31 protein-coding genes are annotated in these 26191 nt (G+C 74.9%); 18 read left to right on the forward strand and 13 right to left on the reverse strand.

The genetic code is table 11. From position 1 onward, the window contains the following. Positions 1-253 (reverse strand): hypothetical protein (locus tag PH189_RS28625; protein ID WP_274192269.1); only part of this gene is annotated, 253 nt, incomplete at its 3' end. Between the two features lie 464 nt (positions 254-717). Here PH189_RS28625 and PH189_RS28630 point away from each other — a divergent pair. Continuing rightward, complete coding sequence (locus PH189_RS28630) at positions 718-1569, forward strand: acyl-CoA thioesterase (protein ID WP_274192270.1); 852 nt, start codon at positions 718-720, stop codon at positions 1567-1569. Here PH189_RS28630 and PH189_RS28635 read toward each other — a convergent pair. The 4 genes from PH189_RS28635 to PH189_RS28650 are packed head-to-tail and all read right to left on the reverse strand — an operon-like array spanning position 1550 to position 5527. Next, positions 1550-2032, reverse strand: coding sequence for an NUDIX domain-containing protein (locus PH189_RS28635; RefSeq protein WP_274192271.1), 483 nt, complete (start codon positions 2030-2032; stop codon positions 1550-1552). The genes PH189_RS28630 and PH189_RS28635 overlap by 20 nt on opposite strands. A gap of 24 nt (positions 2033-2056) precedes the next feature. Continuing rightward, on the reverse strand, positions 2057-3619 hold the full coding sequence (locus PH189_RS28640; RefSeq protein WP_274192272.1) for a flavin-containing monooxygenase: 1563 nt from the start codon (positions 3617-3619) through the stop codon (positions 2057-2059). Then, positions 3606-4601 carry an alpha/beta fold hydrolase gene (locus tag PH189_RS28645; protein ID WP_274192273.1) on the reverse strand — a complete coding sequence of 332 codons (996 nt, stop codon included), beginning with the start codon at positions 4599-4601 and terminating at the stop codon, positions 3606-3608. Before PH189_RS28645 ends, PH189_RS28640 begins: the two co-directional genes overlap by 14 nt. A 26-nt stretch (positions 4602-4627) precedes the next feature. After that, positions 4628-5527, reverse strand: a complete 900-nt coding sequence (locus tag PH189_RS28650; RefSeq protein ID WP_274192274.1) for an AurF N-oxygenase family protein — start codon at positions 5525-5527, stop codon at positions 4628-4630. Between the two features lie 100 nt (positions 5528-5627). On the opposite strand from PH189_RS28650, the gene PH189_RS28655 reads away from it, so the two are divergent. Genes PH189_RS28655 through PH189_RS28665 form a run of 3 tightly spaced genes read left to right on the forward strand, consistent with a single transcriptional unit; the run spans position 5628 to position 7314 of the window. Next, the gene (locus PH189_RS28655; protein WP_274192275.1) at positions 5628-6437 is read left to right on the forward strand and encodes a TetR/AcrR family transcriptional regulator; all 810 of its coding nucleotides are present in this window, start codon (positions 5628-5630) and stop codon (positions 6435-6437) included. Then, positions 6434-6784, forward strand: coding sequence for a DUF4873 domain-containing protein (locus PH189_RS28660; RefSeq protein WP_274192276.1), 351 nt, complete (start codon positions 6434-6436; stop codon positions 6782-6784). Before PH189_RS28655 ends, PH189_RS28660 begins: the two co-directional genes overlap by 4 nt. Beyond that, complete coding sequence (locus tag PH189_RS28665; protein ID WP_274192277.1) at positions 6784-7314, forward strand: hypothetical protein; 531 nt, start codon at positions 6784-6786, stop codon at positions 7312-7314. The genes PH189_RS28660 and PH189_RS28665 overlap by 1 nt, the downstream gene beginning before the upstream one ends. Before the next feature lie 55 nt (positions 7315-7369). Here PH189_RS28665 and PH189_RS28670 read toward each other — a convergent pair whose 3' ends face one another. Continuing rightward, complete coding sequence (locus PH189_RS28670; protein WP_274192278.1) at positions 7370-8764, reverse strand: FAD-dependent oxidoreductase; 1395 nt, start codon at positions 8762-8764, stop codon at positions 7370-7372. A gap of 208 nt (positions 8765-8972) precedes the next feature. Here PH189_RS28670 and PH189_RS28675 point away from each other — a divergent pair, with 208 nt between their 5' ends. Further along, positions 8973-9269, forward strand: coding sequence for a hypothetical protein (locus PH189_RS28675; RefSeq protein ID WP_274192279.1), 297 nt, complete (start codon positions 8973-8975; stop codon positions 9267-9269). 3 nt (positions 9270-9272) lie between these two features. Here the strand turns inward: PH189_RS28675 and PH189_RS28680 are convergent, their stop codons facing one another. After that, positions 9273-10019 (reverse strand): class I SAM-dependent methyltransferase, encoded by a 747-nt coding sequence (locus tag PH189_RS28680; protein ID WP_274192280.1) that lies wholly within the window; start codon positions 10017-10019, stop codon positions 9273-9275. 211 nt (positions 10020-10230) lie between these two features. Between PH189_RS28680 and PH189_RS28685 the strand changes: the two genes are divergently transcribed. After that, positions 10231-10473, forward strand: coding sequence for a hypothetical protein (locus tag PH189_RS28685; protein ID WP_274192281.1), 243 nt, complete (start codon positions 10231-10233; stop codon positions 10471-10473). Between the two features lie 75 nt (positions 10474-10548). Then, positions 10549-10812 (forward strand): hypothetical protein, encoded by a 264-nt coding sequence (locus PH189_RS28690; protein WP_274192282.1) that lies wholly within the window; start codon positions 10549-10551, stop codon positions 10810-10812. Between the two features lie 85 nt (positions 10813-10897). Here PH189_RS28690 and PH189_RS28695 read toward each other — a convergent pair whose 3' ends face one another. Continuing rightward, positions 10898-11104, reverse strand: a complete 207-nt coding sequence (locus PH189_RS28695) for a DUF2795 domain-containing protein (RefSeq protein ID WP_274192283.1) — start codon at positions 11102-11104, stop codon at positions 10898-10900. 91 nt (positions 11105-11195) lie between these two features. On the opposite strand from PH189_RS28695, the gene PH189_RS28700 reads away from it, so the two are divergent. Together PH189_RS28700 and PH189_RS28705 are read left to right on the forward strand one after the other, a co-directional pair. Next, complete coding sequence (locus tag PH189_RS28700; protein WP_274192284.1) at positions 11196-11663, forward strand: HAD family hydrolase; 468 nt, start codon at positions 11196-11198, stop codon at positions 11661-11663. Between the two features lie 4 nt (positions 11664-11667). Further along, complete coding sequence (locus PH189_RS28705) at positions 11668-12975, forward strand: DNA polymerase IV (protein ID WP_274192285.1); 1308 nt, start codon at positions 11668-11670, stop codon at positions 12973-12975. On the opposite strand, the gene PH189_RS28710 is transcribed toward PH189_RS28705, so the two are convergent. Next, the gene (locus PH189_RS28710; RefSeq protein WP_274192286.1) at positions 12914-13570 is read right to left on the reverse strand and encodes a TetR/AcrR family transcriptional regulator; all 657 of its coding nucleotides are present in this window, start codon (positions 13568-13570) and stop codon (positions 12914-12916) included. The genes PH189_RS28705 and PH189_RS28710 overlap by 62 nt on opposite strands. An 83-nt stretch (positions 13571-13653) precedes the next feature. Between PH189_RS28710 and PH189_RS28715 the strand changes: the two genes are divergently transcribed. Beyond that, entirely contained in the window at positions 13654-14706 is a 1053-nt protein-coding gene (locus PH189_RS28715; RefSeq protein WP_337994204.1) for a zinc-binding dehydrogenase, read from the forward strand. Positions 14707-14718: 12 nt separating this feature from the next. Here PH189_RS28715 and PH189_RS28720 read toward each other — a convergent pair whose 3' ends face one another. Beyond that, positions 14719-15873, reverse strand: coding sequence for an epoxide hydrolase family protein (locus tag PH189_RS28720; RefSeq protein WP_274192287.1), 1155 nt, complete (start codon positions 15871-15873; stop codon positions 14719-14721). A gap of 180 nt (positions 15874-16053) precedes the next feature. On the opposite strand from PH189_RS28720, the gene PH189_RS28725 reads away from it, so the two are divergent. The 6 genes from PH189_RS28725 (at position 16054) to PH189_RS28750 (ending at position 21299) form a co-directional block, all read left to right on the forward strand. Further along, positions 16054-16278: a hypothetical protein gene (locus PH189_RS28725; RefSeq protein ID WP_274192316.1), complete on the forward strand. Its 225-nt coding sequence runs from the start codon at positions 16054-16056 to the stop codon at positions 16276-16278. 126 nt (positions 16279-16404) lie between these two features. After that, positions 16405-18018 carry a benzoylformate decarboxylase gene (gene mdlC, locus PH189_RS28730; RefSeq protein WP_274192288.1) on the forward strand — a complete coding sequence of 538 codons (1614 nt, stop codon included), beginning with the start codon at positions 16405-16407 and terminating at the stop codon, positions 18016-18018. A 155-nt stretch (positions 18019-18173) separates the two neighbouring features. Continuing rightward, a complete protein-coding gene (locus tag PH189_RS28735; RefSeq protein ID WP_274192289.1) occupies positions 18174-19190 on the forward strand; it encodes an ABC transporter ATP-binding protein in 1017 nt (338 codons plus the stop codon). Beyond that, positions 19187-19981: an ABC transporter permease gene (locus PH189_RS28740; RefSeq protein ID WP_274192290.1), complete on the forward strand. Its 795-nt coding sequence runs from the start codon at positions 19187-19189 to the stop codon at positions 19979-19981. Before PH189_RS28735 ends, PH189_RS28740 begins: the two co-directional genes overlap by 4 nt. Further along, complete coding sequence (locus PH189_RS28745) at positions 19981-20550, forward strand: dimethylsulfonioproprionate lyase family protein (protein WP_274192291.1); 570 nt, start codon at positions 19981-19983, stop codon at positions 20548-20550. Before PH189_RS28740 ends, PH189_RS28745 begins: the two co-directional genes overlap by 1 nt. Before the next feature lie 44 nt (positions 20551-20594). Then, positions 20595-21299, forward strand: a complete 705-nt coding sequence (locus PH189_RS28750; RefSeq protein WP_274192292.1) for a DUF2267 domain-containing protein — start codon at positions 20595-20597, stop codon at positions 21297-21299. A gap of 42 nt (positions 21300-21341) precedes the next feature. On the opposite strand, the gene PH189_RS28755 is transcribed toward PH189_RS28750, so the two are convergent. Together PH189_RS28755 and wrbA are read right to left on the reverse strand one after the other, a co-directional pair. Then, positions 21342-21962, reverse strand: coding sequence for a maleylpyruvate isomerase family mycothiol-dependent enzyme (locus tag PH189_RS28755; RefSeq protein ID WP_274192293.1), 621 nt, complete (start codon positions 21960-21962; stop codon positions 21342-21344). A 49-nt stretch (positions 21963-22011) separates the two neighbouring features. Then, the gene (wrbA, locus tag PH189_RS28760) at positions 22012-22626 is read right to left on the reverse strand and encodes an NAD(P)H:quinone oxidoreductase (RefSeq protein ID WP_274192294.1); all 615 of its coding nucleotides are present in this window, start codon (positions 22624-22626) and stop codon (positions 22012-22014) included. A gap of 117 nt (positions 22627-22743) precedes the next feature. Between wrbA and PH189_RS28765 the strand changes: the two genes are divergently transcribed. Together PH189_RS28765 and PH189_RS28770 are read left to right on the forward strand one after the other, a co-directional pair. Next, entirely contained in the window at positions 22744-24063 is a 1320-nt protein-coding gene (locus PH189_RS28765) for a PucR family transcriptional regulator (protein WP_274192295.1), read from the forward strand. Then, a complete protein-coding gene (locus PH189_RS28770; RefSeq protein WP_274192296.1) occupies positions 24060-26012 on the forward strand; it encodes a homocysteine S-methyltransferase family protein in 1953 nt (650 codons plus the stop codon). Before PH189_RS28765 ends, PH189_RS28770 begins: the two co-directional genes overlap by 4 nt. Before the next feature lie 3 nt (positions 26013-26015). Here the strand turns inward: PH189_RS28770 and PH189_RS28775 are convergent, their stop codons facing one another. Further along, positions 26016-26162 (reverse strand): hypothetical protein, encoded by a 147-nt coding sequence (locus PH189_RS28775; RefSeq protein ID WP_274192297.1) that lies wholly within the window; start codon positions 26160-26162, stop codon positions 26016-26018. Positions 26163-26191 lie beyond the last annotated feature (29 nt).

Here is a 26191-nt window from a genome sequence, read left to right on the forward strand (position 1 = left end):
TGAGGATGTCGTTGCAGACGATGTTGAGGGCGTTGGCGCCACCCACCGGGGCCTGCGCGAGGACGTTGCCGGCGAGCGCGTCGCCGTCGATGCCGCCGTTGGCCTCGGCCGAGCCGCCGGTGACGTTGCAGGACCCGGAGTCCTTGTGCCCGCCGTCGTGGTCGTGGCCGCCCTCGGTCGCGGAGGCGAACGGCGCGGCAACCATGAGGCCCGCGGCCACACCGACGGTCACGACACCCAGCTTCTTGATCACATGAACTCCTCGAAGAACTTGTCGGGGGAGCGGGACGCACCGGCTGGTCCGCCCGGACGGAGCCGGAGGGACGTGGACGGTGTGTCCCCGCAGGAGTCATCGCTCCGGGCCTGATCGGCCCCGGGGATGACGCCAGGGGTTCCAACGAGGTGGTCACGAGACGGTTACGCAGAGGATCGAGGTCACGCGGTTCTGTCACGGTGCGTGGTAGCACTGCGCTGATCGTCCCCACGAGCCGCCGACCGGCCGGAGGCCGTGGGACGTCACGATCGGACCAACGACGCCGCCGCGGGTGACCGGAGTGGGGGCTCCGTCACCGCATCGGGCCCATCCCGTCATCAGATCCACCGACGCTCCGGGTGACGCACCACTCGGACCTCTCTGCGCCACACGTGCGCGACGATGTGCGCCGCAGACAGGACTTCGGAGAGGCGGTGGGCGTGGGTCAGGCCCTGAGGGAGCTCGTGGACGACGTGCTCGACCTCGAGCGCATCGAGCGCGACATCTTCCGGGGCCGCAGCCCTCGGGAGTCGTTGTTGCGGGTGTTCGGCGGCCAGGTGGCGGGGCAGGCGATGGTCGCCGCCGGCCGCACGGTCGACGACGACCGCGGGGTGCACTCGTTGCACGGCTACTTCCTGCGGCCCGGGGACCCGTTCGCCCCGATCGTCTACGAGGTGGACCGCACCCGCGACGGACGCTCGTTCACCACGCGCCGGGTCACCGCCGTCCAGCACGGCGAGACGATCTTCACGATGTCGGCGTCGTTCCAGCGTCCCGAGCAGGGCGTGGAGCACCAGGCGCCGATGCCGGAGACGCCCGGCCCCGAGGGGCTGCACCGCCGGGACATGCCGCCGGTGCCGGCCGACCGCCCGGCGTGGACCACGACGGGCAAGGCGCTGGTGTGGCCGCTCGACGTCCGTTACGTCGACCACTCGCCCTGGGACGAGACGGCGGAGCGCGACCCGACCAACCGCGTGTGGGTGCGCGCCGACGGCGAGCTGCCCGGTCCCGACTCGCCCTACGGCCGGCTGCTGCACGTCTGCGTCCTCACCTACGCCAGCGACCTGACCCTGCTCGAGGCGGCGGTGTTCCCGCACGTCGTCGGCGGCGCGGCCTCGGGCGAGGTCAGCCTGGCGAGCCTCGACCACGCCGTCTGGTTCCACCGCCCGTTCCGGGCCGACGAGTGGCTGCTCTACGTGCAGGAGTCGCCGAGCGCCGGCGGCGGCCGCGGTCTGGCGGCCGGGCGCTTCTACACGCGCGACGGGGTGCTCGTGGCCTCCGTCGTGCAGGAGGGGCTCATCCGGCGCCGCTCGTAGCGCCCGCTGTCGGTCCCGTCGCCGGGCGCGGCAGGCCGTGCTCGAGATATCCGCCGCCGGCGAGGGTGCTCGTCACCCGGCGGCACAGGGGTGGCGGCAGGTGGTCGGCGAGGTCGGCCGGGGCGACCCACGCCCATCGATCGAGCTCGTTCTCGCCCAGCACGATGCGGTGCTCGTCGTCGCCGAGCGGGCCGCCGTCGAAGAGGAAGAGAATCTTGTCGTACCCGTCTCCCCGGGTGTGGTCGACGGAGAGGAAGGCCCCGGTCGCCCGGTCCAGGCCGAGCTCCTCGGCGATCTCGCGGCGGCAGGCCTCGGCCGGAGACTCGCCCTCCTCGACCACGCCGCCGGGTACGTCCCAGCCGGGCTTGTAGGTGGGGTGCACGAGCAGCACCCGCCCGGCGGCGTCGCGGAACAAGGCCCCGGCGGCGACCACGGGGCGGGCGGTCCCCGGCGGGAGCGGCATCCGCGCGAGCCTACGGGCGGGGGATCAGGCGGGCACCGTCTCGGCGCGGCCCGTCGACGCCTCCTCCGGCGTCGGCGCGGCCGCGGCGTCCGCGGCCCGGCCGAAGAGCTCGAAGTCGGACGGGGCGAACCGCCGGGTCTCCCACCAGTACCGCACGGTGAAGCCCGGCCAGATCGTGCGGTTGACCCCGGCGGCGTCGAGGTACCAGCTGGTGCACCCGCCACGGGTCCAGATGCCCGTGGCGAGGCGCCGCTGGACGGCGGCGTTGGACCGCTGCTGAACCTCCGCGCGGACGTCGAGCCCGCCCATCCCCATCGCGTGGACCGTGCCGATCGCCTGCGCGACGTAGCGCGTCTGGCACTCGATCATGAACACGACGGAGTTGTGGCCGAGCCCGGTGTTGGGGCCGAGCAGGAAGAACATGTTCGGGAAGTCGGTGACGGTCAGGCCGAGGTGCGTCGCCATCCCTTCCCGCGCCCAGACGTCCCGCAGCGTCCGCCCGCCGCGCCCGGTGATCTCGAGCGAGTCGAAGGCGTCGGTGACGTGGAAGCCGGTGCCGTAGATGATCACGTCGACGTCCCGCTCGGCGCCGTCGCCGTCCACGATCGACGACGCCCGGACCTCGCGGACGCCGGCGGTGATCACGTCGACGTCGGGGCGGTTCAGCGTGGGGTAGTAGTCGTTGGAGACCAGCACCCGCTTGCAGCCGATCGAGTAGTCGGGCGTCAGCTTCGCGACGAGCTCGGGGTCGTCGATGTGGCGCTCGATGTTCTTGGTGGCGAGCCACTCGACGGGCCGCAGGGCCGCCGGGTTCGAGGTGAAGCCGAGGGCGCGCGACTCCAGCGCCGCGTACATCACCGAGCGGTACGCCCGGTGGGCGCGCGGATGGCGGGCGAAGAAGCGCCGGCGGCCCTCCGGGAGCGGCTTGTCGTTCTTGGGCAGGACCCAGGCCGGGGTGCGCTGGTAGAGCTGCACCTCCGCCGCGACGCCGGCGATCTGGGGCACGAACTGGATGGCGCTGGCCCCGGTGCCGACGACCGCGACCTTCTTGCCCCGCAGGTCCACGTCGTGGTCCCACCGCGCGGAGTGGAAGGAGGGCCCGACGAACGAGCCGGCCCCGGGCAGGTCGGGCGTCTTCGGCAGGTGCAGGGCCCCGACGCCGTGGACGAGGAAGCGGGCGCGCCAGCTCCGTCCGCCCCGGGTGTGCACCGTCCAGGTACGGCTCTGCTCGTCCCACGTCGCGCCGGTCATCTCCTGGCCGAACCGCACGTGGCGGCGCAGGTCCTCGGCGTCGGCCACCCGCTCGAGGTACTCGCGGATCTCCGGCTGGGGCGAGTAGGACCGCGACCAGTCGGGGTTGGGCACCGTCGAGAGCGAGTACATGTGCGACGGGATGTCGCACGCGCACCCGGGATAGGTGTTGTCGCGCCAGGTGCCCCCGAGCGCGTCGGACTTCTCGAGCAGCACGACGTCGGTGATGCCGGCGCGGCGCAGAGCGAGCAGCTGATCGAGGCCCGCGAACCCCGAGCCGACGACGAGGACCTCGTGGACGCGCTCGGCGGTCCTGGACGTCTCAGGCGCTGACACGGCCGGCGTCCTCCTGCGGGATCACGGTGGTGGTCGGGGCCTGCGCGGCGGGCAGGGCGAGCAGCCCCGCGACGTGGGCGGCGACCTCGGTGCTGCGCTCGAGGTTGATCATGTGTCCGGCGCCGGGGAGCAGGACGATCCGGGCGTCGGGCAGTGCGTCGGCGATGTCGCGGGCGCGCTGCTGGGGGCAGAGCCGGTCGTGGTCACCGACCAGCACCACGACGGGGATCCCGCGCAGCGCGGCCAGCGAGCCCCGGCGCCGGTGCTCGCCGATCGAGGCGCGGAAGGCGGCGACGCTCGGCGGGTGCGCGGCGAGCGCCTGCTCGGCGACGGAGAGGACGTCGTCGCGGCGGGCGTGGCGCCCGAACACCAGCGCCCGCACGCCCGGGGCCAGCAGCGACGCCCGCACCCGGGGCGCGTGCTCGCGGGAGCGGCCGACGGTGCCGATGCGCCGCGACGGGGCGCGGCGCCCGAGCCGGGCGGTCAGCGGGATGAGCACGTGCTCCCCGCGGGCGACCAGCCGGCCCCGCCGCCCGGGCAGCCCGAGGGTCAGCTCGTCCATCTCGTCGCTGGCGGTCGCCACGAAGGCCACGGAGACGACCCGGTCGGCGACGAGACGGGGGTGGCGCTCGGCCAGGGCCATGAGCGTCATCCCGCCCATGGAGTGCCCGGCGAGCACCAACGGACCGTCCGGGACGCGCTCGGCGATCATCGCGGCGAGGTCGTCGGCGGCGCGCCCCACCGTCGCGGTGCCCTCGGCGGCCGCGTCGGACCCGCCGTGCCCGCGGTGGTCGTAGCGCAGGATGCGCCCGGCGAACCCGGTGCGGCGCAGGTCGTCGACCACCCGGTCCCACGTCCGCAGGTCCTGCGACCAGCCGTGGACGAGCACGAGCGTCGGCCCCCCGGCGCCGTCCCCGGACTCCGCCACGCGCAGGTGGGTCCCGTCGGACGTGGTGAACCGGTCGACCTGTTCGCGCAGCACCGAGCGTTCCTTTCTCTCGCGTCGGATCAGCCCTCGGACAGGAGGAACGACCGTCGCCACCAGGTCATGCCCGGCCGGCCGACGAGTCCGGCCTCCGTGAGGAACGGCATGATCTTCTCGCCGGCCCAGCGGATCATCTCGCGGTGGTGGGGGTTGGCCAGCGCGGCGCGGCGCCCCTCCTCCGGGTCGATGCCGACGGCGGCGTAGACCTTCGGGTTGATCAGGCTGCGCACCACGAACATCGAGATGAACGCGACGATGAAGCGCTGGTAGGCCAACTCGGCGGGCGAGAGCTGCGCCACGCCGCGGGTGACCTCGTCGCGGGCGAAGGAGACGTGGCGCGCCTCCTCCATGATGTGGATGCGGTTGACCTGGCGCATCAGCGGCTGGACGCGGTCGTCGTTCGCCTGCTCGCGCTGCAGGCGGTCGAGCACCTCCTCGGCGACGAGGATCGCGCCGTAGGACGCGGGGCCCCAGCTGACGACGGAGAAGAGCTTGCCGAGCTGGCGGATCGACTCCCGCGGCCCGTAGGGCTCGACGCCGGCCGCGTCGACCATGCGCGCGAACATCTGGGAGTGGCGGCACTCGTCGGCCACCTCGGTGAGGGCGTACTGCGCCCGGGGCGACGTCGGGTCCTCGGCGTAGAAGTCCTTGAGCAGGCGCTGCATGAGCAGGACCTCGAACCAGAGGCCGACCGAGGCGACGCTGCAGGCCTCGTGCTTGCCGAGCTCGACGCGCTGCTCGGGGGTGAGGCGCTCCCAGAGCTCGGTGCCGTAGAGGGAGACGCGGTGCTCGGGGACCCAGATGCCGTCCGGCACGAGCGGGGCGTCCCAGTCGATGTCGACCGCGGGGTCGTAGGACTTCTTGGCCGACGACTTCAGGAGTCGTTCCGCGGTCTGGTGCCGGTCCGCCGTGGGCGCACTCATGGCTGGGTCCTCCTGCTCGCCGTGGACCGGACTCCAGGTATCACGCACCTGGTGTACGTCTTACCGCTGGTAACTGTAACTGGTGGTAGCGTGCGGACCCGTGCCGGACGATGTCAAGCCGAACCGCTCGGGTCCCACCGCTGGGCGTGACGGACGTCGCACGCGGTGGGAGAAGCACCGGACGCAGCGCCGCGCCGAGTTCGTCGAGGCCGCCATGCGCGTGCTCGCGGACGTGGGGCCGGACTTCGGGATCGAGCAGGTCGCGGTCGAGGCGGGCGTCACCAAGCCCGTGCTCTACCGGCACTTCTCCGACAAGGCCGACCTCGTGGAGGCCATGGGTGAGCGCGCCACGGAGATCCTGCTCGACCGGCTGATCCCCGCGCTGAACAGCGAGGAGGCGCCGCTCCCGCGCATCCGCAAGTCGATCGACGCGTTCTTCGGGACCCTCGACGAGTACCCGAACCTCTACTGGGTGCTGGCGCGGCACACCCCGATCGACGGGCGTGGCTCCGACGTCGTGCGCGAGGACAAGGAGATCATCGCGACGGCGCTGTCGGCGCTGCTCGGCGACTACCTGCGGTCCTTCGGGCTCGACTCCGGGCCCGCCGAGCCGTGGGCGTACGGCGTGGTCGGCTTCGTGCAGAACGCGGCGGAGTGGTGGCTCGAGCGGCGTTCGATGAGCCGCGAAAGCGTCACCGAGTACCTCACGACGTTGGTGTGGTCGGCGATCGACGGGTTCGCCCGTCAGCACGACGTCCTCATCGACCCGAACGCACCCCTCGCCATCAACAAGGTCATCCAGTTGCACGCGGGGGACGTGCGGGCCCCGGCGAGGCGGCTGGGGGAGTCAGGCGGCCCGAGTGGCGGCCGAGCGAGTACCGATCGAGCAGTGAGGAGCCCGGAGCGATGACGCCAGAGGCAACACCCGCGCACGACCACGACGAGGACGGCTACGCCGGGCCCGCGACCCTCGAGGTCGACGGCACGGAGTACGACGTCCACGTCACCCTGCTCGGGCACTTCGAGCCCCTCGACGGGCGCTTCCACTGGTACGGCCGCGTGGCCGTGCACGCCGAGCTGCACGCGGCCCTCGACGGCCGCAAGCGCCCCACCCGCGTCACGACCCCCGTCGGCGCCGCGGACGGCGAGCTCTCCGACGTCGACCCGTGGGGCCGCTACCGGATCGCCGGCGTCTCGACGCCGCCGTTCCCCGTCGGTACGGAGGACACGCCCGCCGAGATCGTCGGGGTGCGCTGATGACGCCCGGAGAGGCAGGGCGCGCCGTCGCGGAGCAGGTCTGCGATCCCGCCACCGTCCGCTCGCTCGCCACCCCGGAGCGCGCCGTCCGGGTCGTCGGCGGCCTGATCGGCGACCGGGTGACCTTCGGTCCGGTGCCCGCCGGCCCGCACGACATGGCCACCGCGTACGCCGAGGGCGCCGTCGGCCGGCTGACGGCGCGCCGCGAGGGCGAACAGCGCGTCGTGGTCCGGGTCCCGGTGTCGCTCGACCTCACGGTCGTCATCGGCACCCGCCGGATCCCCGCGGACGTCGCGCTCCTCGTGCGCGTCGGCCTCGTCGCGCGGGCGGCGCCGGACGCGGTGGAGATCGACGTCGAGCCGGTCCGGTACGAGGACATCGACGCCGACATCCGCACCAGCGGCGTCGGCGGCGTGTTCCTGCGCCGCCTCGGCGACCTCGACTCGGAGATCCGCCATCACGTCGGCGTCTACGTCTCCACCGTGCTGGCCACGCCCGAGGCCGTCGCGGAGTGCCGCATCGCCCTGTGAGCCCCGCTCCCGTGAGCGATGTTCGGGGCCATGGCCCCGAACATCGCTCACGGGGTCAGCGGCGGGAGAGCTCGATGAAGTGGTCGCGGTCGACGACCTTGACCCGCGGGCGGCCGTGGGGCTCGCCGCGCCCGCGCTCGTGGGCGTCGATGGCCTCCCAGCCCTCCTGGTCGACGAGGTCGGGGCAGCGCTCGCGCAGCCAGGTCTCGACGGCGTCGTGGTGGTCGTCGGCCTGCTCGATCGGCGCGCGCTCGGCGAGGTCGGCGAGCAGGTGGCGGACGGTCTCGTTGGCGTCCTTCTTGTTGGTGCCGATGATCCCGGTGGGCCCGCGCTTGATCCACCCGACGACGTACTCGCGGTCGTGGCCCTCGACGCGGCCCTCGGTGTGGGGCACGGTGCCGCTGTCGTCGTCGAAGGGCAGCCCGGGCAGGGCGACGCCCCGGTAGCCCACGGCGCGCAGGACGAGTCCGGTCGCGACGGTCTCGCGCTCGCCCGTGTCGACGGCGCGGGTGCGCCCGTCCTCGCCGGTCTCGAGGCGGTTGATCCCCAGGACGATCTCCTCGACCCGCCCGTCGCCGCGGATCTCGACGGGCGAGCGCAGGAACCGGAACTCCATGCGGTGCTTCGCGTCGGGGTCGGGGCCCTTCTGCGCCCAGCCGCTGAACAGCTCGAGGTTGCGGCGCGCGCCCTTGGTGAGGGTGTCGTCGTCGGCGATCCCGGGCGGGGCCTGCTCGGGGTCGACGACGACGGTGAGGTCGGCGATGTCGTCGAGCTCGCGCAGCTCGGTGGTGGTGAACGCGGCCTCTCGCACGCTGCGGCGCCCGCAGATCAGCGTCTCGCGCACCCCCGAGGCGACGAAGGCGTCGAGGGCGTGGTCGGCGGTGTCGGTGGCGCGAAGGTCGGCCTCGGGCAGCAGCAGCATCCGCGCCACGTCCAGGGCGACGTTGCCGGCGCCGATCACCACGGCGCGCTCGGAGTCGAGCTTCGGGTCGAGGGCGGCGTGGTCGGGGTGGCCGTTGTACCAGCCGACGAAGTCGACCGAGGCGATGCTGCCGGGCAGGTCCTCGCCGGGGATCCCGAGCCGGCGCTCGGTCTGCGAGCCCACCGCGTAGACGATCGCGTCGTAGCGCTCCAGCAGCTCGTCGCGGGTGATCACCCCGCCGCGCTCGCCGCTCGAGCGCAGCTCCTCGTCGTCCCCCAGGTGCACGTGCCCGAAGAACCGGAACTCGTCGCGGCGGGCGGTCTTGTCGTACTGCGCGCTCACTGACTTGATCTTCGGATGGTCCGGGGCGACCCCGAGTCGCACCAGGCCCCACGGGGTGGCCAACCGATCGAACATGTCCACCCGTACGTCGAGCTCCGCGTCGAGCAACGCGGCCGCGGCGTAGAACCCCGACGGCCCGGAACCGACGACGGCGACGTGGTGGGGTCGCGTCGTGTGATTCTCCACCGGAGCATCGTGGCCCACCCGGACCTGCCGCGCACCCGTCTGCCGGATCGGTCGAAACCGGGCGTGCGGCGCCACGCCGCGGCCGGACACGCCGACGGACGAGTGATCCCGAGCCGGGGCGTGGCCGGAACCGTCCTCGGTCGAGGCATCACTCCATGGGATCATCGAGCGCGAGAATGCCGCGCCACCAGGGCTAACGTCCCTCGTGATGATCAGCGACGAGGTCGGGACCCGGCACGGTGCCCACGAGGACCGAGCCGGCACCAGCGTGCCGTGGCGCCGCGGGGTCGACGTGCTCGACGACTACGCCGGTGGTGGCGTCCTGTCCGAGGAGCTGGCCGACGACCTCGTCAACGATCTCGTCGGGCTCGTCGGCGCAGCCCGGCCCCGCCGCTCGCGCCGGGGACCGCACACCGGGTCACGGCCCGGCCCCCAGCCCAGCCGCCCGGCGGTCACGCCGCCGGCGCACCGCCCCCGGCTCACGCTGGTGCGTGGCGGGGGCTGAGCACTACTCCTTGACGGCCACCAGCACGAGGTAGTGCAGCTCGGCGCCGGCCATCGACAGGCGGTGCCGGAAGGTGCGCCGGACGACGATGCGCGAGGGGTGCTCGGACCCCTCGGTCGTAGCCAGCATCGCCTCGACGTCCGTCGCGTCCTGGCCGGCGTCGCCTCCGGCGAGGGTCAGGGCGAGGAACGAGCCGGGCGGGAACGCGTCCCACAGCTGCGCGAGGGCGTCGACGGGGACGTGGCCCTCGCCGACGGCACCCGCGGCGACCAGCGCGGTCAGCCCCTCGTCGCGCACCAGCTGCCTGACCTCGTCGACGTCGAGCCGCTCGCCCACCAGGTAGTGCGCGTAGAGGCCGGGACGGTCGCGGTGCGCGGCGTCGCGGGCCTCGGGGACGCCGTCCGCCCCGGCGACCACGGTGACGCCGCGGGCGCGCAGCTCCTCGCCCACCACGCCGTTGCCGGCGCCGAGGTCGAAGGCGCGCAGGTCGTCGACCGAGGAGCCCGACGCGGCGACGGCCTCGGCGAGCGCGGCCGCCACGGTGGCGGGCGACGCGCACTGCAGCCGGTGCTGGACGACCTCCTCATAGAGGCCGGGCACCGAGTACACCCGCGCGTAGTCGTGCAGGACGAGGCGCTCGTCCGTCCCGTCGGGGTGGTGGAGGACGAACTCCTCCTGGGCCTGCCGACGTCCCGGGGTCGTGTCGAGCTCGACGGTCCAGCCGGCCGCCGGCTCCTTCGCTGTGGCCATGGCGGTCATCATGCCCGGCCGCGGTGGCCCGGACCGGGCCCTCGGCTGTGGCGAACGTCCCGGTGCGAGCGCTGTGGTCCGGATCCCGCTGTCGTTCCCTCCGGCCTCGCCGCTCGGTCACGCTCGGTGCGTCAGGCACGCGCCGACGTCGTCGCGGCTCGCCCACCCGCCCCGGGTCCGTCCGGTCGACGGCCCGGCAGGGGAGGTCGTCATGAGTGCTGTGCCCGCCCACTCGCCCGTTGCCGCGCTGCTGCGCCCGGGGACGCATCCGCGTGCGGTCGCGGTCGACGCCGCCGACCGGGAGCACGCCGTCACGGTCGTCGCGCACCTCCTCCACGCCGAGTGCGAGCAGTGGAGCTGGACGACCCACCACTCCGACACCCACCGGCCGGAGGCGCTGCGCATCGTCGGTGCGCTCACCCGGGAGGGGTGGGCGCCCCGATCAGCTGCGTGAGTGGGCGTGTCCGACGACCCGGACGGTCGGTAGATTCCTGCTCCGATCGGCCCAACGGAGCCTGAAGGGGTGGGCATGGCCATCGAGGTGGACGGCGTCTCCGTCAAGGAGACGACCCGGGGGTCGGGGGCCGCGTGGCGGTGGAGCTCGGTGGGACCGAGCCCGATCGACTACGAGATCCAGTGGGTCGAGAACAAGGACACGTTCCTCTACTCGACGCGGGTGCGCCCGGGCGGCTGGAACGTCTCCCAGCTCGACCCGAACACGTGGGTGGGGGACGGGACGCTCGAGGGCGCCCGGGAGATGGTCGAGCGCGGCCTGCCGACGCTGCCGCACTGAGGCGGGCGCCGGGACCGGACGAACGAACGGCGGGTTCGCTGCTTGCGTAGCAGCGAACCCGCCGTTCGTTCTTTCCGGAGGTGGCTCAGCTGCCGCCGAGCACCCCGGCGTCGCCGAGCTTCGCCATGACGGCGTTGGGGCCGTCGAACTGGTCCTTGTCGAGACCCTTGAGGGTGTCGACGAGCTGCTGGTCGGCCCCGTTCGAGGAGGCGTGGTCGGCCAGCTCCTGCGGCCCGCCCGGGTACTGGAACCCGGCGAGCGTCTTCTGCACCTGCGTGACGTCGTAACCCATGACGGCGGTTAGCCGACCGCCCGTCGCTCGAACCGTCGGGCGCTCGAACCGTTGGGGCGCTCGAACCGTCCGGTACGCGACACTCCCGGCCGTGGCGTCCCCGTTCCCGGCCGTGGTGTTCGATCTCGACGGCACGCTGGTCCTCACCGGGACGAACCGGCCCGCGCCCGGCGCCGTGGAACTCGTCGAGACCCTGCACGCGCGGGACGTGCCGCTCGCCGTCGCGACGTCGGCGCCGGTAGCGCTCGCCCGCCGGGTGCTCGCCGGGCTCGGGGTCCTCGCGTGCTTCACCGAGGTCGTGGGACGCGGGGCCGACGGCGTCTACGCGGGCAAGGACGCTGTCGTCGGCGAGGCGCTGCTCGGGCTCGGGATCACGACGGCCGAGCCGGGCACGCCGATGCTCGGCGACAGCCCCGCCGACCTCGACGCCGCCGTCGCGCACGGCCTGGTGCCCGTCGGCGTGGCCTGGGGCGGGTCGCGGCCCGACGTTCTGCGCGCCGCCGGGGCGCGCGCCGTGCTCGGGCACCCGGACGAGCTGTGGTCGTTGCGGGCATCCTGAGACCGTGCCCCGCTGGGTCCTGCACCTCGACCTCGACTCGTTCTTCGCGTCGGGCGAGCAGCTGACCCGTCCGACGCTGCGCGGGCGCCCCGTGCTCGTCGGCGGTCTGGGTCCACGAGGGATCGTGGCCGGCGCGAGTGGCGAGGCCAAGGCGTGCGGGGCGCGCTCGGCGATGCCGATGGGCCAGGCGCGGCGGCTGTGCCCGCACGCCGTGGCGCTGCCCCCGCGCACCGCGCTCTACCGGGTGCTCTCCGAGCGCTTCTTCGGTGTCGTGCGGGCCTGGGCGCCGGTGCTCGAGCAGATCGCCTACGACGAGACCTTCGCCGAGCCCGAGGCCCTCGCCGACGCGGGGGCCGACGACGTGCGCGCGTTCGCCGAGCGGCTGCGCGCCGAGGTCCGCGCCGTCACCGGGCTCGCGGTCTCGGTGGGCGCCGGGTCGGGCAAGCAGGTCGCGAAGATCGGGTCGGGCCTCGCCAAGCCGGACGGGGTGCACGTGGTGGCCCAGGGCGGCGAGCGGGCGCTGCTGGACCCGCTGCCGGTCCGGGCGCTCTGGGGCATCGGCCCGGTCGCCGAGACGACGCTGCACCGGTCCGGCGTCGACACGGTGGCGAAGCTCGCCGCGCTCGACCTCGCGGACGTGACCTCGCTGCTCGGGACGGCCGTCGGGACGGGCCTGCACCGCCTCGCGCGCGGCATCGACGACCGGCCGCTGGTCGAGCGCGGCGAGGCCAAGCAGGTGAGCGCGGAGACGACGTTCGACGCCGATCTCTCCGACCTCGGCGCCGTGCGCACCGCCGTCGCCGAGCTGGCCGAGGGCGCCCACCGCCGCCTGCTCGCCTCGCACCGCGCGGCGCGCACCGTCAGCGTCAAGATCCGGAGCTCGTCGTTCGGGACGACGAGCCGCGCTGAGACCCACACGGTCGCGACGACCGACCTGGCCACGCTCACCGACACCGCCCAGCGCCTTGCGGTCGCCGCGCTGCCCGACGCCGGCGTGCGCCTCGTCGGCGTCTCGTTCTCCGGGCTCACCACCGCCGTGCAGGAGGCGCTGTTCCCGGAGACCCCGACGGCCCCTGCCCCGGTGCCGGAGGTGGTGCCCCTGCCGGAGCCCGAGCCGGAGCCCCGTCGGGAGTGGCGCACCGGCGACGACGTCGCCCACCCCGAGCACGGGCACGGCTGGGTGCAGGGCGCCGGCCACGGCCGCGTCACCGTGCGCTTCGAGACCGCGTCCTCGGGTCCGGGGCGGGCGATCACCTATGCCGCCGACGACCCGGCCCTGACTCGCGCCGATCCGGCGGCGAGTCTGAGCTGACGCTCACGCCTCCCGCGCCACCGGCCGCCTCCGCCAGCTGCCGTGCGATCGCCGAGGCCGCCCGGGGGGCCGTCGGCTCCGCCGCCACCGCGTGCGTCACCAGCGCGCCCTCGTGCACGACGAGCAGCTGCAGGGCCAGGCCGTCCGGGTCGGCGACCCCCGCCGGCCCGAGCTCGCGGGCGAACAGCTCCCGCAGCCAGCGCTTCTCGTCGTCGATGACGGGGCGGCCGGGGTGGTCGGTCCGGTCGAGCTCGGCGAAGGCGTTGACGAACGCGCACCCCCGGCTCGCGTCGTCGACCCAGCCCTCCAGCACGGCGAACGGGGCCAGCGCGCGGCGCACGGGGTCGGTCTCCGCCTCGACCGCCGCCACGACCCGCGCGCGCCACCGCTCGTCCCGGGCCCGCAGGTAGGCGGCCACGAGCTCGTCCTTCGAGCCGAAGCGGTCGTAGAGGGTGCGCTTGGTGACGCCGGACTCGGCCGCGATCGTGTCGACGCCGACCGCGTGGATGCCGTGGCGGTAGAAGAGCGCCGAGGCCACCTGGAGGATGCGCCGCGCCCCGGGGGTCAGGCGCGGCCCCTCGCCCGTCGTCGTCATGCGCGGCCTCCTCCCGTTGTGTTCACCGACCTGTGAACCTACTCTGCGCCGGGAGTGGTTCACAGACCTGTGTAGGAGGATCGGTGGAGGACACCATGCTGGCCGCGGTGCTCACGGGCTTCGGCGGACCGGAGGTGCTGGAGCTGCGCAGGGTCCCGGTGCCCGTCCCGGGCGCGGGCGAGGTGCTCGTGCGGGTGACGGCGGCCGCACTCAACAACACCGACCTCTGGACCCGCCGCGGCGCCTACGGGCTCCCCGGCGACCCGGACGCCCTCGCGGGCTGGCGCGGCCCGGTGGACTTCCCGCGCATCCAGGGCGGGGACATCGCCGGCGAGGTCGCGGCCGTGGGCGACGGTGTCGATCCCGGACGGGTCGGCCGGCGCGTCGTCGTCGACCCCGCGTTCTACGACGGCCCGGGCCCGGACGCCGGCCCGATCGGTCTGCTCGGCAGCGAGGCCGACGGCGGCTTCGCGGGCTACGTCGTCGCCGCGGACGGGCGCGCCCACGACGTGACGGCCTCACCGTTGTCGGACGAGCAGCTCGCGGCGCTCCCGGTCGCCTACGGGACGGCGGCGGGGATGCTCGCGCGCGGCCGGATCGGTGCGGGCGAGACGGTGTTCGTCACCGGGTCGTCGGGCGGTGTCGGCCTCGCGGCGGTCCAGCTCGCGTCGGCCCGGGGCGCGCGGGTCGTGGCGCTCACCGCGGCCGGGAAGGAGGACGCCGTCCGCGAGGCGGGCGCCGCGGCCGTCGTGGTCCGCGGGTCGGACCCGCACGCCGTGGCCGGGGCCGTGCACGACGCCGCGGGCGGGGCGCTCGACGCCGTCGTCGACGTCGTCGGCGGTCCCCTGCTGCCGGCCCTGCTCGAGCACGTCCGCGACGGCGGGCGGTGGGTGGTGGCGGGCGCGCTGGGCGGCGCGTCGGTGGACCTCGACCTGCGCCGGCTCTACCTGCACAACGTGTCGCTCGTCGGCTCGTCGATGCACACGCCGGCCCACTTCGCCGAGCTCGTCGAGGAGGCCGTCGCCGGGCGCGTCCGGCCCCGGATCGCAGCGTCGTACCCGCTGGCGTCGATCCACGCCGCGCAGGAGGAGTTCAGCCGCGGCGACTACGTGGGCAAGATCGTCGTCCGGGCCTGACAACGGGCGTCCTCAGGCCCGCGCGAAGGCCGCCCGCAGTTCGTCGACGAAGTCACCGGGGACCTCGAGCGAGGCGAAGTGCCCGCCGGTGGGCAGGGCGTTCCAGTGCCGGAGGTCGACGTAGCGGGCCTCCACCCAGGCGCGCGGCGGCTTCACCATCTCGGCCGGGAAGATCGAGACCGCGCTGGGCACGGTGACCGGGCTCGAGGTGTCGACGCCGCCGAAGCTCTCCCAGTACAGCCGCGCCGACGAGGCGCCGGACGCGGTGAGCCAGTAGATCGAGGCGTTGTCGAGCACGCGGTCGCGGGGCACCCCGCCGAAGCCGTCGCCGTCGGTCCAGGCCACGAACTTCTCGGCGATCCACGCGAGCTGGCCCGCGGGCGAGTCGACGAGGCCGTAGCCGAGGGTCTGCGGACGCGTGCGCTGCTGGCCCGAGTAGCCGGAGCCGACACGGCGGAACTCGGCGGACTCGGCCAGCCAGCGCTGCTCGGTCTCGGAGAGGGTCGCGTCGTCGAACCCGTCCGGGCGCGGCGCCATCGGCATCGTCGTGTGCATCATCGCGACGCGGTCGGGGTGGCGGACGGCCAGCGCGGTGGTGACCATCGCACCCCAGTCGCCGCCCTGGGCGAGGAAGCGCTCGTAGCCGAGGCGGGTCATGAGCTCGGCCCAGGCGTCGGCGATGCGGTCGACGCCCCAGCCGGGACCGGTCGGCTTGTCGCTGAACCCGAAGCCGGGCAGCGACGGCGCGACCACGTCGAAGGCGGGGACGGAGTCGTCGCCGGGGTCGGTCAGGGCGTCGAGGACGTCCAGGACCTCGATGACCGAGCCGGGCCACCCGTGGGTGACGAGCAGTGGCTGTGCGTCACTTCGTGGTGACCTTACGTGCAGGAAGTGGATGCCGAGACCATCGATCGCGGTGCGGAACTGACCCCGCCGGTTGAGCTCGTCCTCGACGTGGCGCCACTCGTGCTCCTCGAGCCAGGCGCGGCACAGCTCGGCGACCGCGTCGAGGCCCAGCCCCTGGCCGGCGTCGGTCGCGGGCTCGGGCAGGCGCACGCGTCGGAGGCGTTCGTGCAGGTCAGCGATCTGTTCGGGGGGCACGTCGAGCACGAACGGCACGATCTCGACAGTGGGGTCCCCGGCGGGCACGGGAGCGTGGGTGGCCACGGGTCGGCACGGTAGCCACACGACGCCCCCCTCGCCGGACGGCCGCGTAGGACACCTCCGAACGCGTGGTGCGACGACACGCCGAAGGCTGGAGTTCGTGACCCGAACGAGCCAACTTCGCCCCGAGGTGTCACACCGGGCCTCATGGTGGCGATGCACGAGGTGGAGGTGATCAGCGTGATGAACGATCGGTCGGCGGCCCTGCTCGCCGCAGCAGTGGATCTGGACGAGTGCGACGGCTACGTGGTCCTGGTGTTCGACCCCGAGACGGGGGAGCTCGACGCCCACGGGCCCTACGAAGGGGTCGAGGCCACTCTGCGCGCCGAGGAGATGCGGCGCGAGTTCGACAACGACGGGCTGCGCGACGTCGTCATCCGTCTCTCGCGCCTCCACCGCCCCCGCTGAGGGCCGTCCCGGTGCCGTGTCCCCCCACCGGCACCGGGATGGTCCTCAGATCGAGGGGTACTCCTGCCGCCGGCAACGGAGCACGGTGATCATCGCCGTGATCGGCCACGATCGGCGGGAGGACGCATGGCGCAGGGACCCACGGTCCGGGAGGCCTCGCTGGAGGTGCTCCGGGCGCACGGGATGACCACGATCTTCGGCAATCCCGGGTCCACCGAGCTCCCCATGCTCTCCGAGCTCCCCGACGACTTCCGGTACGTCCTCGGGCTCCAGGAGGCCGCGGTCGTCGGCATGGCCGACGGCTACGCCCAGGCCCGCGGACGTCCGACCCTGGTCAACCTCCACACCGCACCCGGCGTCGGCAACGCCGTCGGCGCCCTGGTCAACGCGTCCGCCAACGGGGCGCCGCTGGTGGTCACGGCCGGGCAGCAGGTGCGGCCGATGATGAATCTCGAGGCCCTGCTCACGAACCCGGACGCGACGGTGCTGCCGCGGCCCACGGTCAAGCTCTCCCTCGAGCCGGCCCGCCCGGCCGACGTCCCCGCCGTGCTGGCCCGCGCGATCCACGTGGCGACCAGCCCGCCGTGGGGCCCGGTGTTCGTGTCCGTCCCGATGGACGACTGGGACGCCGTGCTCGACCCGGCCACCGAGGCGGCCGGCCTCGTCGCGGGCCGCCGGGTGCACCAGCGCGCGGCCCCGGACCCGGCGGGGCTCGACCTCCTCGTCGAGGCCCTCGACGCCGCCCGCGCCCCGGCGCTCGTGGTCGGCGGTGACGTCGACGCCACCGGCGGCTTCCACGACGCCGTGGCGCTGGCCGAGCGGATCGGCGCCGCGGTGTTCGCCCCGCCCGTCGAGGGGCGCGTCGGCTTCCCCACCGACCACCCGCAGTTCCAGGGCCCGCTACCGATGGCGATCGCCCCGGTGGCGCAGGCCCTCGAGCCCTTCGACGTCGTACTCGTCGTCGGCGCGCCGGTGTTCCGCTACTACCCCTACGTGCCCGGCCCGTTCCTGCCCGAGGGCACCCGCCTGCTGCACGTCACCGCCGACCACGACCAGGCCGCCCGCGCCCCGATGGGCGACGCGGTCGTCGCCGACCCCGCCCTCACCGTGCGCGCGCTGCTCGAGCGCGTCGGGCCGGGACCGGCGGACCGGGCGGCGCCGCCGTCCCGCCGGGAGCTCGACGCGCCGCGCCCCGGCGGCGAGGGACGGCTCTCGGCCGAGGAGCTCTTCACCGCCCTCGCCGACGAGTGGCCGGACGGCGGCGTCCTGGTCAACGAGGCGCCCTCGCACCGGGCGATCCAGCAGGAGCGTCTGCCGATCACGCAGCCCGGCAGCTCGTACTTCACCACCTCGGGCGGGCTCGGCTTCGGCCTCCCGGCCGCGGTGGGGGTGGCGATCGCCGACCCGTCGCGCCCCGTGGTCGCCGTGCTCGGCGACGGCTCGCTGCAGTACGCGATCCAGGCGCTCGCCACCGCGGCCACCCAGCAGGCGCCGGTGACGATCATCGTCCTGGACAACCGTGAGTACGCGATCCTCAAGTGGTTCGCCCAGCGCGAGCAGACCCCGAAGGTGCCGGGGCTCGACCTGCCCGCGATCGACCACCTCGCCCTCGCGCAGGGCTACGGGGTGCCGGCCGAGACCGTCGGGACGGTCGAGGAGTTCCGCGCCGCGGTGCGCCGGGGCGTCGCCGGTCCGGGTCCGCGCCTCGTCCACGTGCCGGTGCCGCCGGCGGGGGGCTGATCTCGTCCGCTTGACCTCGACCGCCGTCGAGGTCGCACGGTGACGAGTCATGAGCGTCACCGAGGACCGAGATCGACACGAGGTCCGTCGTGCCCCGGGCGTAGCGTCGCTCAGGCGCGCTGGCGACCGGTCCGGGGCGCTGGGGAGGACCAGGCGTGAGCACGGAGACCACGACGCGGCCGTCGGCCGACGAGCTGACACCGGACGCCGCGCCCGCGGTCGAGGTGCGCGATCTCGTCAAGCGCTACGGCCGCAGCACCACGCCCGCGGTCGACGGGCTGAGCTTCGCGGTGCGCCGGGGCGAGGTGTTCGGGCTGCTCGGCCCGAACGGCGCCGGCAAGACCACGACGGTCGGCGTCCTGACGACGCGGGTCACCAAGACCTCGGGGCTCGCCACCGTCGCGGGCATCGACGTCGCGACGAACCCCGTCGGCGCGCGCGCCGTGCTCGGCGTCGTGCCGCAGCGGCCGAACCTCGACCGCTCGCTCGACGCCCGCGGCAACCTCGTCTGGCACGCCGCCTACCACGGTGTTCCGCGGGCGCAGCGCGGTCGACTGGCCGACGAGCTGCTCGAACGGATGGGGCTCGCGGAGAAGGCGAAGACCAACCCGGACGAGCTCTCCGGCGGCCAGGCCCAGCGCCTGATCATCGCGCGCGGCCTGATGCACGACCCGCAGGTGCTCTTCCTCGACGAGCCGTCGACGGGGCTCGACCCGCAGGCCCGCCTCTTCGTGCACGACCGCGTCACCGAGCTCGCGGCGTCCGGCGTCACGGTCGTGCTCACGACGCACGACATGGACGAGGCGGCGAAGCTCGCCGACCGCGTCGGCATCGTCGACCACGGCAAGCTGCTCGCGCTGGACACGCCGTCCGCGCTCGTGGCGGCGCTGCCCGGCGAGGCCACCATCGATCTCACGATCACCGGTGCCGACGTCGACGTGCTGGCCGGGCGGCTGGGTGAGCTGCGCGGGGTGTCGAGCGTCGAGGACCTGTCCGGCGAGGCGGCGTCGGCCACGCACCTGCGGGTGGGCTGCGACGGCGAGGCCGGTGCGGCGCTCCCGCCGGTGCTCGCCGCGGTGGCCGACGCCGGAGCCGTCGTCACCCAGGTCGAGCTGGGCGAGCCCACGCTCGAGGACGTCTTCATCGACCTGACGGGGAGGGGGCTGCGGTGAGCGTCCCGGTGAAGGTCGGGCCCGGGCAGGGCCGCGCGTTCCTCGGTGTCCTGGGCCGCGACCTCGCGGTCACCGGCAAGGAGTTCGGCAGCTTCATCAGCCAGGTGCTGATGCAGCCGTTCTTCCTGCTGTTCGTGTTCGGCGTGGTGCTGGGGCAGCTCGGCTACGTCACGCCGGGCTACGCGCAGCTGCTGCTGCCCGGGCTGCTGGCCCTCAACGCCTTCTTCGTGGCCGTGCAGGCCACCGCGATCCCCCTGGTCATCGACTTCTCGTACACCAAGGAGATCGAGGACCGCCTGCTCGCGCCGCTGTCCACGCGCCTCGTCGCGGTCGAGAAGATCGTGTTCGGGGCCTCGCGGGGCCTGTTCGGCTCGCTCGTGATGATCCCCGTCGGCTACATCGTGCTCGACGAGGTCAACTGGGTGCTCTCGGGCCTGCCGTTCGCGGCGGTGCTGCTCGTGCTCGGCTCGCTGTCCGGCGGGGCCGCGGGGCTGGTCCTGGGCACGCTGGTGTCGCCCAGGAAGATCAACGTGGTGTTCGCGCTGGTGATCACGCCGCTGCTGTTCACCGGGTCGACGCAGTTCCCGTTCCTGCAGCTCGAGAACCTGCGCTGGTTCCAGGTGATCTGCGCGCTCAACCCGATCACCTACGTCTCCGAGGGCCTGCGCGGCGCGCTGACCCCCGCCGTGCCGCACCTGCCGGGCTGGCTCTGCCTTCTGGCGCTCGTGGCCTCGTGCCTGCTCCTCGGGGCGATCGGCATCCAGGGGTTCGTGCGGCGCGCGCTCGACTGATGGCCGGCGCGCTCGACGCCCTGCGCGAGCGGCTCGCGACGGCGATGACCGCCCGGGGGTTCGCGGCGCAGGCGGCGGCCCTCGGGCGGCTCGCGGCGCGGTCCGAGGGTCCGGACGGCGTGCTCCCGGTGCTCGCCCACCTCGACGACGCCGTGGCGCGGGCCGGCGAGGAGGTCGACGCCCACCTCGCCGGGGCCCTCGCTCCGCTCGCGGCGGCGGCGGCGTGGCAGCAGACCGCGGCCTACGTCGCGAGCCCGCCCGACGCGTCGTTCCTCGACCTCTACGCGCACGCCACGCTGGCGGACGCCGAGGACGTCGCGCTGGGCCTGGTCCTGCTCGGCCCGGGCGTGCGATATCCGCCGCACCACCACCCGGCCGAGGAGTTCTACCTGCCCGCGGGCGCGATCCGGTGGGTGCACGCGGCCGGCGCCGACCCCGCACCCGAGCCCGCCGGCGTCCTGGTCCACCACGAGCCCTGGCAGCCCCACGGGATGTGGACCGGGGACCGCGCCGTCCTGCTCCCCTACGTCTGGATCGGTGAGGTGGGGACGTCCGCGGCGTTCTGCTGACGACCTCGATTGTCGGGCGGGGTGCTCCGGGTAGGCCCGGAGCCATGCGACACCAGGAGTTCCTCACGGGCGTCGCCACCCGAGGTGGCTTCGCCGAGACCGACGACGCGCGCCGGGCTGCGGACGCCGTGCTGGCCACGCTGGCCGAGCACCTGCCCGGCGACGACCGCACCGCGCTCGTGGAGGCGCTGCCCAACCTGCTCGAGGTCGAGTCCGGCGTCGACCGGGCGAACGGCGGCGGGGGCACGCCGACGGAGGCCGGCCTCGTCGACGAGGTCGCGCGCCGCAGCGGATGGGCCCCCGAGCGCGCCCGCTACGCGCTGATCGCGGTGATCGGCCAGCTGGGGGCCGAGGACGCCGACCTGGGCGAGCGGATCGGCCGGGTCGTGCCCGCGGACCTGCGCGGCACGGGGCCGACGCTCCCGCCCGACGCCGCGTCCGAGGGCGCCCAGGGCCGCCCGCAGCCGGTGGACGCCGACGAGCTCGCCCGCGAGCTGCAGCGCCTGCCCGAGTGGTCGGGCGACCTGAGCGGCATCGAACGGACCGTCGAGCTGCCGCCCGAGCGCCTCGACCTCGTGCTCGAGCGCCTGCGGCGCACCGAGAGCGAGCTCGGGGCACGGCTGCGGATCGTCGACCGCACCCCGACCTCGCTGACCGTGCGCGCCCGCACCGAGAGCCTGCAGGCGGTCGCCGCCATCGACCTCGACCTCGCCGCCCGGTTCGACGAGATCGTCGGCGCGGTCGGCTGATGTTTCGCACGTGCGTGATCTTCTGAGCTACAGCTCAGAAGATCACGCACGTGACGAGACCACCGAGAACCCCGGCGGCAGGCCGCCGCGGCCGGTGAGGGCGTGCAGGAGCATCGGGCCGTGGCCGAGGCGCACGCCGGTGCGGGTGAGCACCGTCGCCACCTGGGTCGTCGTGTGCGCGCTGAACGCGACCTCCAGCCCGGTCGCCGTCGCGATGTCGTACCCGTGCACGACGAGTTCGATGGTGCGCGTCGGCACGTAGGACGCGACGCGCAGGCCGCCGGCGATCGTGGTGATGAGCGCGTCCGGGTCGGCGGCGCGCGTGGCCGCGACGGCCCGCTCGGCGAGCGTCGCGAACGCTGCAGCCGGGTCGTCCCCGAGCGCCACGCCCGCGTCCCGTCCGCGCTGTGCGACGGCGGCCTGGTCGATCCCCTCGCCGGTCATCGACGACATCAGGGCGTAGTAGCCCTCGGGCGAATCGATGTCCTCGGTGTCGGCGGGCCGCTCCAGGTAGGTGAGCACGGTGACGAACGCGCGGCTGGTGTGCCCCACCAGCGAGCGCAGGTCCCACTCACCCAGCGCCGGCGCGTCCCAGGCGTCCGGCGGCACCCGCCCGACCAGCTCCGTGACCACCTGCGCCGCTTCGGCGTAACCCTCCAGCATGTGAGCGATTTTCGGTGCTATTGCCCCGGAAAGCACTCACGAGACGACGTCACAGCAGCTTCGCGGCCACCTCCGCGAGGCGGGTGCCCTGGATCCGCGCGGCCTGGAGGGCGGCCTCGTCGGGCGCGGCGGACTTGCGCGACACCCAGGAGGCGCCGTACGGGTTGCCCGACGACATCAGCGACGCGTCGGCGGCGTAGCCGAGCGGCATCACCAGCGCGCCCCAGTGGTAGAGCACGTTGTTCATCGACAGGATCGTCGCCTCGAGCCCTCCGTGGCCCGTCGAGGCGCTGGTGAACGACGTGCCGACCAGGCCGGCGAGCTTCCCCTGCGCCCACAGACCGCCCGTGGTGTCGAGGAACGCCTTGAGCTGCTCGGCGCTGTTGCCGAAGCGGGTCGGGCTGCCCATCGCGAGGCCGTCGGCCCACTCCAGGTCGTCCAGCGAGGCGACGGTGTCGTAGGGGTTGTCCTCGACCCAGGCCTTCCAGCGCCGGTTCGCCTCGATGGCCTCGGCGGGGGCGCGCTCCGCGACGGGCCGGACGCGGGTCTCGGCGCCGGCGTCCCGGGCGCCCTGCGCGAGCGACTCGGCGAGCGCCGCGACGTTGCCGGTCGCGGAGTAGAAGACGACGACGATGCGCGGCGCCCTGGTGGTCGAGGCGGTCACGGAGCCCTCCCGGGTCGGTGGTCGGACCCCGATCATCACCCGGACGTCCGCACCCCGCGGCCCGGGGGTCACCCGCTCGGCTCCCACGAGCGTCGGAGACGGAGCAGGATGGGCCGGGTGACGACGCGGGAGGCCGGCGGGGCCCGGACCGGTGCGCCGACGCCCGGCCGGGACGTGGCCGGGCCCCGCGGTCTCGTCGCGCTCTACCGCCGCCTGTCCGGCCTCGTCGCCGCCCCGTCGGCCGACGCCCAGGCCGTCGCGGCCGTCGTGGCGGGCGAGCTGGGGGTGCTCGCGGCCGTCGTCGGTCCGCAGCGCGAGGTGCTCGCCGCGGCCGCGCCCGGCATGGGCGTCGCGGAGGCCTCGGCCCTCGTGCGCGCCGACGCCCGCACGGCGGCGTGGCCCCGCACCCTGGAGGTGGCCGCCGCGGCCGGGCGGGCGCTGCGCGTGCCCGGGCCCTGGCTGCGCGCCCAGGTCGTCGCCCCGGTGCTGCTCGGTCGCGAGGTGCCGGCGTTCGTGTTCGCCGAGGAGGACACCGCCACCCGCGACCGCCCCGAGGCGCTGACCGGGGACGACGTCCTGCTGCTGGTGGCCGAGCACGCCGCCACGGTCGTCGGGGTGCTCCACGGTCGCGACCGCGTGCTGGCCACCGCGGCGGGCCAGGTGCGCGGCGACCTGGTGTCCGGGCTGCTGCTCGACCGCGCCCGCGACGCCGACCAGGCCGCCCAGTGGGCCGAGCACGTGGGCTACGACCACGGCGTCGCCCACCGCGTCGTCGTCGTCTCCCCGGACGACGACGACGCCTACGGCGCCGGGCCGGCGAGCCTGCTCGGCGAGGCCGAGGAGCACCTGCTCGCGGCCGCCCCGGCCGCGCTGACGGTCGTGCGCGACACCGAGACCGTCGCCGTCGTCCCCGAGACCGCCGACCCCGTGGCCGTCGGCGCCACGTGCGCCCGCCGGCTGGCCCGCGGCCGCGTGCCCGACCCCGACGCCCGCTGGCCCGTCACGGTCGCCGTCGGCGGCCCCGTCTCCGAGCCCGCCGACATCGCCGCCTCCTACGACCAGGCCCGCCGGACCCTGCTCGCCTCCCGCCGGCTCGGGCGCGCGGGGAGGGTGCTGCGCTTCGACGAGCTCGGGGTGCACCGGCTCCTGCTGCAGATCCCCGACCCCGACGCCGCGCGCGCCTTCGCCCGCGAGGTATTGGGACGCCTCGCGACCGACCGGTCCGAGCGCACCGTCGAGCTGCTGCGCACCCTGGCCCGCTACTTCCGCGAGGACGGCAGCCCGCAGCGCGTGGCGCGGGCGCTGAACGTCCACCCCAACACCGTCGGCTACCGCCTGCGGCGCGCCGAGGAGCTCAGCGGCCTGGACCTCGACTCCTACCGCGACCGCCTCGCCGCCCAGGTGGCACTCGAGATCCTGGGGGAGATGGAGGCGTGAGCGGGTCCTTCGCCACCGAGTCCTTCACCGCAGCGCTCGCCCGGCGCGTGCTGCTCTGCGACGGCGCGATGGGCACGCTCGCCCGGGCCAGCGGCGTGCGGGTCGAGGGGCCCGGCGCCGAGCTGTGCGTCGTCGCCCCGGAGCTGGTCACGGCGCTGCACGAGCGCTACCTCGCCGCCGGCGCGGACGTCCTCCAGACCCACACCTTCGGCGCCTCGCGGCCGCGCCTGGAACGCCACGGCCTGGCCCGGCGCACCCGCGAGGTCAACCTCGCCGGGGCGCGCCTGGCTGCCGCCGCGCGCGACGGCGCCGGTCGTCCCGCATGGGTGGCGGGCTCGGTCTCGCCGGTGACCCAGCCGGGCCGGGGCAGCGCCGTCGACGCGCCGGCGGCGGCCGCGGCGATCCGCGAGCAGGTCGAGGCGCTGGTCGAGGGCGGCGTCGACCTCGTCGTGCTCGAGACGTTCAGCCGCGCCGACGAGCTGCTCGCCGCGGTGCGCGCCGTCCGCGAGGTGACCGAGCTGCCCGTCGTCGCGGAGGCCACGTTCGTCGACGAGGACGGCAGCCCGCTGACCACCGCCGGCGAGTCACCGGCCGAGGTCGTCGCACGCCTCGCCGACGCGGGCACGGTGGCGATCGGCAGCAACTGCACGCTCGGTCCGCAGGGCCTGCTCGACGTCGTGCGGCGGATGGGGCCGACGGGCGGGCTCGCGCTCGCCGCGCAGCCCAACGCGGGCCTGCCGCACGTCGTCGCCGACCGCAGCGTGCGCTTCGCGGGCGACGCGGAGCACTTCGCACGCTACGTGCTGCGCTATGTCGAGGCCGGCGCGCGCTTCGTCGGCGGGTGCTGCGGCACGACCCCGGAGCACACCGCGGCGGCCGCGACGGCGCTGACCACGCACGACGCGTGGGCGCCGGCGCCCGCGCCCGTCGCGGACCCGGCCCCCGAGAACGGGCCGATCCACATCGTCGAAGGCCGCCGCGCGGCCCCCGAGCCCGAGCTCGACGACCCGGGGCCCGGCTCCGGCCCCGACGCCCGCGGCGCCGTCGAGCGCTGGCTGCGCCACCGCGGGTCGGGCGAGTTCCTCGTCGCCGCGGAGGTCGCCGGGGCGGGCGGGCCCGCCGAGCACCTCGCCCGGGCGCGCCGCGCGGTCGCCGGTGGCGCCTCGGTGCTGTGGGTCAGCCGACCCCGCGCCCGGCGCGCGACCACCAGCAGCGCCGCGCTCGCCGTCCACCTCCACGACCGCGTCGACGTCGACACCGCCCTGACGGTCACGAGCTGGCAGACGGGCCTGCTCGCGCTGCAGGCCGACCTCCTCGGGCTGCACGCCCTGGGTCTGCGCACGCTGGTCTGCGAGACGGGGAACCCGCCGGTGCACGCCGAGCAGGCCGTGCGCGACGGGGTGTGGGAGGTCGACGGGGCCGAGCTGCTCCGCACGGCGGCCGGCCTCAACCGCGGCGTCGACATCGACGGGGTACAGCTCGGCACGGCGACGGCGTTCCGGCTCGGCGCGCGCTTCACCCCGGGTTCGGACGACCTCGAGCACGAGGCCGCGCGGGCGATCGCCAAGGTCGAGGCGGGGGCGGAGTTCCTCGTCTCGCGGCCGGTGTTCGACCTCGACGGGCTCCGGCGGATCGTCGACGCGCTCGCCGACGCGGGCGCCCGCGTGCCGGTGCTCGCGTCGGTGGGGGCGCTGACCGGCTACACCCAGGCCGAGCACATGCGCCACGAGGTGCCCGACGTCGTCGTCCCGGACGCCGTCATGGACACGATGCGCCGCGCCGGCGACGGCCCGGAGGCGGCGCGGGCGGGGCTGTCGCTGGCCGCAGACCTCGTCGGTGCGGCCGCCGACGTGGTCGAGGGCGTCGTCGTCCGGTGGTCCGGGCCGGCCTGGCCCGGACTCGACCCGGCGACGGCGGTGGCGCGGCTGCACGCCGCCGCAGGCGCCTGATCGTCAGACGGCGACGGGGGCCCGCCGGACGACGGGCGTCGGCTGCGGGGTGCCGCGCAGGTGGGCGATGGTCGCGCGCAGGTAGGCCACCTCGCGCGTCAGCGAGGCGACGGTCTCGCCGTCGTAGTCGTAGGACATCTCGCGTGGCATGACCACGACTCCGCAGCAGGGGCACGTCG

The sequence above is a fragment of the Actinomycetospora chibensis genome, assembly GCF_028737215.1.
Classification (GTDB): Bacteria; Actinomycetota; Actinomycetes; order Mycobacteriales; family Pseudonocardiaceae; genus Actinomycetospora; species Actinomycetospora chibensis.

Coding starts and splice junctions, on each gene's coding strand:
- mdlC (WP_274192288.1), top strand. CDS start 16,405: ATGGCGCAGGGACCCACGGTCCGGGAGGCCTCGCTGGAGGTGCTCCGG.
- PH189_RS28690 (WP_274192282.1), top strand. CDS start 10,549: ATGGCCATCGAGGTGGACGGCGTCTCCGTCAAGGAGACGACCCGGGGG.
- PH189_RS28695 (WP_274192283.1), bottom strand. CDS start 11,104: ATGGGTTACGACGTCACGCAGGTGCAGAAGACGCTCGCCGGGTTCCAG.
- PH189_RS28710 (WP_274192286.1), bottom strand. CDS start 13,570: ATGACGACGACGGGCGAGGGGCCGCGCCTGACCCCCGGGGCGCGGCGC.
- PH189_RS28635 (WP_274192271.1), bottom strand. CDS start 2,032: ATGCCGCTCCCGCCGGGGACCGCCCGCCCCGTGGTCGCCGCCGGGGCC.
- PH189_RS28745 (WP_274192291.1), top strand. CDS start 19,981: ATGGCCGGCGCGCTCGACGCCCTGCGCGAGCGGCTCGCGACGGCGATG.
- PH189_RS28665 (WP_274192277.1), top strand. CDS start 6,784: ATGACGCCCGGAGAGGCAGGGCGCGCCGTCGCGGAGCAGGTCTGCGAT.
- PH189_RS28725 (WP_274192316.1), top strand. CDS start 16,054: ATGAACGATCGGTCGGCGGCCCTGCTCGCCGCAGCAGTGGATCTGGAC.
- PH189_RS28755 (WP_274192293.1), bottom strand. CDS start 21,962: ATGCTGGAGGGTTACGCCGAAGCGGCGCAGGTGGTCACGGAGCTGGTC.
- PH189_RS28685 (WP_274192281.1), top strand. CDS start 10,231: ATGAGTGCTGTGCCCGCCCACTCGCCCGTTGCCGCGCTGCTGCGCCCG.
- PH189_RS28750 (WP_274192292.1), top strand. CDS start 20,595: ATGCGACACCAGGAGTTCCTCACGGGCGTCGCCACCCGAGGTGGCTTC.
- PH189_RS28675 (WP_274192279.1), top strand. CDS start 8,973: ATGATCAGCGACGAGGTCGGGACCCGGCACGGTGCCCACGAGGACCGA.
- PH189_RS28775 (WP_274192297.1), bottom strand. CDS start 26,162: ATGCCACGCGAGATGTCCTACGACTACGACGGCGAGACCGTCGCCTCG.
- PH189_RS28660 (WP_274192276.1), top strand. CDS start 6,434: ATGACGCCAGAGGCAACACCCGCGCACGACCACGACGAGGACGGCTAC.
- PH189_RS28650 (WP_274192274.1), bottom strand. CDS start 5,527: ATGAGTGCGCCCACGGCGGACCGGCACCAGACCGCGGAACGACTCCTG.
- PH189_RS28680 (WP_274192280.1), bottom strand. CDS start 10,019: ATGGCCACAGCGAAGGAGCCGGCGGCCGGCTGGACCGTCGAGCTCGAC.